Genomic DNA, 7032 nt, shown 5'->3' on the forward strand with positions numbered 1-7032 from the left:
GTCGAAGTACGCCTGCGCGTCGCTGAGCACGAGCCGGCGCTGGCCCTGGAACGTCCCGATCGCCGCCTGGCGCGCCTGCGCCTGCGACAGGACCAGCACCGTCAGCGGCTTCGCGCCCGGGCAACGCACCGTGAACGCCGCATCGAGGCCGGGCTGGATGCCGTCCACGACGACCGCCTTGGCACCCTCGTCGACGTGCGCGCGCGTGGCCTGCACGCAGCCGCGGGCTTTCGCGCCGAACGCGAATTCGACGGGGATGCCGTCCTGCGCCGCGAACACCCACGTGCCGCCGTCCAGCCGAGCGAGCGGCTGCGCCGTCGCATACGTCAGGCGCTGGCCGCGCTCGTCACCTAAGTCGAAATTGACGGGCCAGGCGAAGTAGGCACCGGCCGGCAGGTCGACAGGTCGACGGGGCAGCGTTACCGTGCCGCCGGGCAGCTTGACCGCGAAGCGGACCTGCTCGCGCGCCGGCGTCGGATACTGGCGGATGTGGCCATCATAGAACAGGAACGCGGCTTCGCCGCGGCTGCGCACGGACCACCGCGGCGTATCCAGATCGGCCGGATCCTTCGGCACGACGTCCGGTTTGCGCACGGTCATCGGCGCCAGGCGCGCGCCGAAGTCGTGCAGGAACCAGTGGAACGGACGCAGGCTCGCCAGCACGGCGCGCTGCTGGCCGTCCGGGCCCAGCGGCGCATTGAAATCGTAGTTGATCGCCGGGACGTCGTTGTAGCCGCCGCTCTTCGTGCTTTCCTCGAGGGTCGTGCCGCCGACGGGATTGCGCCCGCCGTGGAACATGTAGTACCCCATCAGGTTGACGCCGGAGCCCAGCTGCACGGGCAGCATGGCCGCGATGTCGTCGCTGGAGACCAGCGTGCGGCGGCGGTACATGGCGGGCAGGCCCGCGCCGTATTCCGCGCCGAGGAACGGGGTCTTGTCGATGTCCGTTTCGGCCGTGCCCTGCTGGCTCGCGCGGGTCTGGGCACCGAGGTCGCCGCTCACGCGCGTGTCGAAGCGGAACGCGTACGTCTCCTTGGGCGGGAGTTCCTTCGTGCTCGTCGCCCACGGTTCGTCCGGATAGCCGCCGAACACCGGCGTCACTTCGCCCGACGGGTACAAGGTCTGGTCCCAGCCCGTGACGGTGTAGTAGGGCACGTCGATGCCCGCCTTCACGGCAAGACCCTTCAGCGTGCGGATGTGCTCCGCGCCGCGGCCCGGGCCGGCCAGGTTGTACTCGTTCTCGATCTGCGCGCCGATCACGGGGCCGCCCTGCTTGTACAGCAGGCCGTCCAGCTGGCGCCCGATCTCGCGGTAGTAGCGTTCCACGTAACGGAGGTAAGTCGGATCGTTGCCGCGCGTGGGCATCGCGTCGACCACCCAGTCCGGGAAGCCGCCGTAGCGCACCTCGGCGTGCGACCACGGGCCGACACGGACGACGACGTCCAGGCCGTGCTTGCGCGCGAGCTGCACGAAGCGGCGCAGGTCGCGGTTGCCGGACCAGTCGAATTTACCCTCGGCCGCTTCGTGGTGGTTCCAGATGATGTAGCTGGCGACGATGTCGATGCCGGCCGATTTCATCTTGGCGAGTTCCGCATCCCAGCTGGCGGCCGGGCTGCGCGTGTAGTGGAACTCGCCCATCACCGGCAGCCAGGGCTTGCCGTCGCGTGTGAGGTACTGGTTGTTGATGCCGAGCGTGTGGCCGCCCGGCGCCGTCGCCGTGCCCAGCTTGATGGTGCCGGTGCGCGGATCGGGCGCCGGCGCCGTGGCGTCGACGGTGAGGAGTTGTTCCGCGCCCGCCATGCCGGGGCCGGCGAAGGCCAGCAGCACCGCGGCGCGGAGCAGTGTGGGTCGGGTCATCGTCATCATCAGAACTTGTACGAGAGGCCCACGTTGTAGCGGCGGCCGTATTCCATCACGTTCTGCATGTACGCGTTCGCGTTCTGCGTGTAGACCACTTTCTGGTTCGTGATGTTGTCCAGGCCCACGCGCAGCTGCAGCTGCGGCGTCAGGTAGTACGAGAAGTTCGCGGTGACGTAGGTCTCCTCGCCGTTTTCCGCCATGTACCCGGCCGTCCAGCGGGGCATGCGCACGAACGGGCTGTGGTAGTTGGCGGACAGGCGGGCCTCGAAGCCGTTCTTTTCGTACCAGAGCGTGACGCCGCCGTTGTTGCGCATCAGGCCTTCCATCGGGTAGTCGTTCGTGTACTCGTGGATGTCGCTCTCGTTGTACGACCAGTTCGCGGCGACGCCCAGGCCGTCGAACGGTGCCGGCAGGCGCGTGAACGCGTGCTGGTACACCAGCTCCAGGCCGCGCACATAGCCGCCTTCGCCGTTGATGGAACGGGTGATGACCGCCTGGCGGTTGCCGATGGTCGTCGTGTCGGTCGTGATGCCGATGTAGCTGCCGATCTGCTTGTAGAACAACGCGGCCGAGAACAGCGAGCCCTTGTCGAAGTACCACTGGTACGCGAGGTCGGCCTGGTTGGCCATCATCGGCAGCAGGCCCGGATTACCGGCGCTGCCCGTCAGCGGCTGCTGCGAGCCCGGCGTCGTGTCCATCGAGATCTGGCGCGATGCGCGCATCTCGTCCATCGGCGCACGCGACATGGCACGGGCCAGCGAGAAGCGCACCTGGTGTTTCTGCTCTTCGTCGAGGCCGAAGATCAGGTTCATGCTCGGCAGGGCCTTCGTGTACGAGGCGCCGCCCGACACCGCCGTCGGCGCCGCGCCGTTGACGGACTCCATGCCTTCGCCCGTCTGGCTGGTGTGCAGGACGCGCACGCCCGCATTGCCGCGGTACTTCAGGCCGAACATCTCGCCGTCCAGGTCCGCCTGCGCATACAGGGCGCTCGTGCGCTCCTTGACGCGCCAGCCGGCCAGCAGGTCGTTCGCGGTCGGCGTACGGCCGCCCGCATCGAGGGCGCCCGGACCGAACGTGGAGGACACGGTGCCTTCGAAATCGTTCAGCATCAGCGCGGGGAAGTAGCCCGGCACGTTGATGGTGGTGTACGCGGAGGCCGGGATCGCGGCATTGTTCGGCGAGACGTTCCACGTGGTCTGGCGGTACGACTTCTCGCGGTCGGCGAAGCGCGCGCCGATCTTGATGCGGCTGACGGGGCCCAGGTCCAGCGGCAGCGCGCCGCTCAACTGCGCGGAATCGAGGCGGTCGTGGACGTGGCCGTCATTGTCGATGACCAGCTGCGGCGCGCCGAACGTCGCGAGGTTGCCGGTGTCCTGGCTGTACGAATACGACTGCTGCTCGTTGCCCGTGAAAGCCCACGACAGGGTGCCGTTGTTCGCGGTCGTGTTGCGCACGTCGGCCCACTGGCTGGCGCGGCTCGCGCGCGACGTGGCGACGTCCGCCTCGACCTTCCAGTCGCCCACGTTGAACTTGCCGTTCAGGCCACCGGCGAAGTTGTCCATGTTCTGGATCCAGCGCGTGCTGTGCGTGGTCAGGCTGACGTCCTTGACGGTCGCGCCGGTGACGTAGCCGTTGCGGATGTCGACGTTCGAGTAATTCCCGGTCTGCCAGCCGTCCCAGTTGCCGACGTCGCCGGTCCAGTGCTGGACGCTCGGCTCGCGGATCTTGTTGCGGGCGAAGTACAGGTCGGCCGTGATCAGGGCGTCGGGGCTCGCCTTCCATTCCAGCTTGCCCAGCACGCTGCTGCGTTCGTTGGTGCCGCTCTTGAGCTCATCCTCGAAGCCCCACGGCGTCTTGTCGACCTTGCCGTCGCCATTCAGGTCGGCGGAATGGTCTTCGTTGAAGCCCCAGTGGTTCTTGCGTTCTTCGATCGACGGCTGCTTCTGGTAGCTGAACGCGACGGCCGCACCGATGGTCTTGTTCGCGAACTGGTCGATCCAGATGCCGCCCAGGCGCGGGCGCACGGTCTGCGCATCGACGTCTTTCGCCAGCGGGTAGTACAGCGTGTCGGCCTTCAGCGACGCCTGGCGGCCGTTGTACTTCAGCGGCTGCACGGTCTGCAGGTCGATGGTCGTCGCGACGCCGCCTTCGACGAGGTCGGCGTTCTGCGTCTTGTAGACGATGGCGCCGGACAGCGACTCGGACGGGAACTGCTCGAAGCGCACCGCGCGGTTCGGCTCGGACGATGCGAGTTCGCGGCCGTTCAGCGTGGCGCCGATGAAGCGTTCGCCCATGCCTCGCGCGACGATCTGGCTGGCGTTGCCGCGATCGAGACCGGCGGCGAGGCCCGGCAGGCGCGCCAGCGATTCGGCGATGGTGGTGTCCGGGAGCTTGCCAATGTCTTCGGAGGCGACGACTTCGACCATGCTGTTGGAGTTCTCCTTGACGGAGAGGGCGCTGCGCACGGACGCGCGGATGCCGGACACGACGACCTGCTGCACGGCGGTGTCGCCGCCCGCGGCCGGTTCGGACGATGCGGTTTGCGGTGCCTGCTGGGCGAGGGCGGGGACGGCGGGGAGGACGAACAATGGGAAGAGCGAGCGTACGAGTACGCTCAGGGTTTTCTGCTGCATGTAATCTCCTTGCTTTTGTCGTTTAGACTTATGTGTTGTTGTCGACTTTGTTGGTGCGTCGAGCGAACCAATCAAGCGACTGACCGGCATTCTGTCGCGTTGCAAGGAGCACAACCATTATGTTTTTCACCAGCGTATATACGAAGTTCATATAGCCTGGTGAAAAACATAAAAAAGGCAGCCCGCAGGCTGCCTTGGTATCTCACATGTTTGATGGGCACATGGTGCCCACGCGCATTACCACCACATGCCGTAGATCGTGGCCAGCACCACGCAGATGACGGCCGAGCCGAGGGCGAACGCGCCGTCGACCTTGAACAGCTTGGTGTCGACGATCAGTCCCTTGACCTTGCCGCGGGCGAACACGGTGCTGAGCAGGACCATGCCCGCGACGACCAGCCAGAACACGATGAACATGCGGTCCAGGAACGGGATCTCGTAGACACCGCTGCCGTTGTCGTGGGCGAAGCCGATCGGGGCGAGGAAGGACAGGTCCATCATCCCGGGCAGGAACTTCAGGATGATCGAGAACACGAGACCGCCCACGGTCGCGAACATCGCGGCGCTGGACGTGGTCTTTTTCCAGAAGAAGCCCAGCAGGAACATGGCCAGGATGCCCGGCGAGACGAAGCCCGTGTATTCCTGGATGTACTGGAAGCCGCCTTTCTTGTCGATGCCCATCAGCGGGGCGATCAGCACGGCCAGCAGCATCGACACGACGACGGTCATGCGGCCGATCCACACCATCTTCTGCTCGGTGACGTTCGGGTGCAGGCGTTTTTGATAGATGTCCAGCGTGAAGATCGTGGCGATCGAGTTGGCCTTGCCGGCCAGCGACGCGACGACGGCGGCGGTCAGTGCCGCGAACGCGATGCCTTTCAGGCCCGACGGCAGCAGTGCCAGCAGGGTGGGGTAGGCGCGGTCCGGATTCAGTTCGCCGCCGACGCGCATCGCGTCGCCCAGCGCGCCGGAACGGTCCAGCGCGAAGGCGGCGATACCCGGCATGACGACGATGACCGGCATCAGCAGTTTCAGGAACGCGGCGAACAGCAGGCCTTTGCGGGCGGTCGGCAGGTCGGCGCCGAGGGCGCGCTGCGTGATGTACTGGTTGCAGCCCCAGTAGTTCAGGTTCACGATCCACATGCCGCCGATCAGCGTGGACAGGCCCGGCAGGTCCATGTAGTTCGGGTTGTCGCGGCCGAGCACCATCTCGAAGTGGTCGCGGGTCGAGTTGTACAAGCTCGAGAAGCCTTGCAGCGCGCCGTGGCCATTGCCGAGTTTCGCGACGAGGTCCAGGGCCAGCCACGTGGTCACGAGGCCGCCGATGACGAGGCAGGTCACCTGGATGACGTCCGTGTAGCCGATGACCTTCATGCCGCCCAGCGTGATGATGGCGGCGAAGACGGCGAGGAACAGCATGCAGGGCAGCACGCCGATGCCGGTGACGCTGCCGATGGCCAGCGCGCCCAGGTACAGGATCGAGGTCAGGTTGACGACGACGTACAGGCCGAGCCAGAACAGGGCCATCGTCGTGGCGACGGCCTTGCCGTAGCGCTGTTCGAGGAACTGCGGCATCGTGTAGATGTGGTTCTTCAGGTAGACCGGCATGAAGAACACGGCGACGATGACGAGCGTGGCGGCGGCCATCAGTTCGTACACGGCGATGGCCATGCCGATGCGGAAGCCCGAACCACTCATGCCGATGAACTGCTCGGCGGAGATGTTCGAGGCGATCAGCGAGGCGCCGATGGCCCACCAGGTAAGGGAACCTTCGGCCAGGAAGTAGTCGTGCGAGGCGGTCGTATTCGCGCTCTTCTTGCGGCGGTAGACCCACAGGCCGTAGCCTGCGACTACGACGAAGTAGAACAGGAAGACGATGGCGTCGAGGCGGGAAATCAGATTCATAGGTTTGTCTCGGTTGTGATTCGCGCGTTTCAGCGCTCCAGGAAGGCGTCCATGATCGCGGTTGGCTTGCCGCCGCGGTCAAAGGCGCCCATCGGATAGCCCTTCCAGTCGTAAGCCTCGGGCTCCCAATAAAACACGCCGCGTGCCATGCCGCCATCGACGGCACGCGCCTTGGCGATCAGGTCGGCGATGACCGCCTTGCCGTCCGGGTGGTCCCAGGGCACGCCGACCTCGGACAGGATCACCGGCTTGCCGTAGCGGTGCACCATGTCGTTGAGGTTGGCGAGGCAGGCGGCCGTGGCGCTTTGCCACGTGTGGTTCTTCGCGGTCGTCGGGTAGGACGACACGCCGATCATGTCGAAGCGCGCGCCGTGCGCCTTCAGGCCGTCGAAGTTCCAGCGGAAGGTCGCGTTGTCGTGGCAGTTGTCGACGTGGACGATCACGATCGCGTCCGGGAACACCTGCTTGACGGCGCCATAGCCGCTGTCGACGAAGCGCGCATAGTTGTCCATGTGTCTTGTTGCGTCGCCCTCGGGCCACAGCAGGCCGGTGCGGGTCTCGTTGCCGACCTGGACCCAGGTCGGCGCCGCCCCCCCCGCGCGCCCGGCCGGGCCCCCCCCCCCCCGGTGGGCCC

The 7032-nt window shown here is 66.4% G+C and carries 4 protein-coding genes; all 4 read right to left on the minus strand.

Translation table 11 applies throughout. The annotated features are described in order from the left end of the window. Nucleotides 1-1857 (minus strand): beta-galactosidase (locus ACEN88_RS20945; protein WP_413342647.1); only part of this gene is annotated, 1857 nt, incomplete at its 3' end. An 8-nt stretch (nucleotides 1858-1865) separates the two neighbouring features. Beyond that, entirely contained in the window at nucleotides 1866-4493 is a 2628-nt protein-coding gene (locus tag ACEN88_RS20950; protein WP_413342648.1) for a TonB-dependent receptor, read from the minus strand. Nucleotides 4494-4730: 237 nt separating this feature from the next. Beyond that, complete coding sequence (locus ACEN88_RS20955) at nucleotides 4731-6398, minus strand: sodium:solute symporter family transporter (RefSeq protein WP_413342649.1); 1668 nt, start codon at nucleotides 6396-6398, stop codon at nucleotides 4731-4733. 29 nt (nucleotides 6399-6427) lie between these two features. Next, a partial coding sequence (locus ACEN88_RS20960; RefSeq protein ID WP_413342651.1) for a glycosyl hydrolase 53 family protein occupies nucleotides 6428-7032 on the minus strand: 605 nt, incomplete at its 5' end.

The sequence above is a fragment of the Massilia sp. CT11-108 genome, assembly GCF_047302915.1.
GTDB classification, from domain to species: domain Bacteria; phylum Pseudomonadota; class Gammaproteobacteria; order Burkholderiales; family Burkholderiaceae_D; genus Telluria; species Telluria orientalis.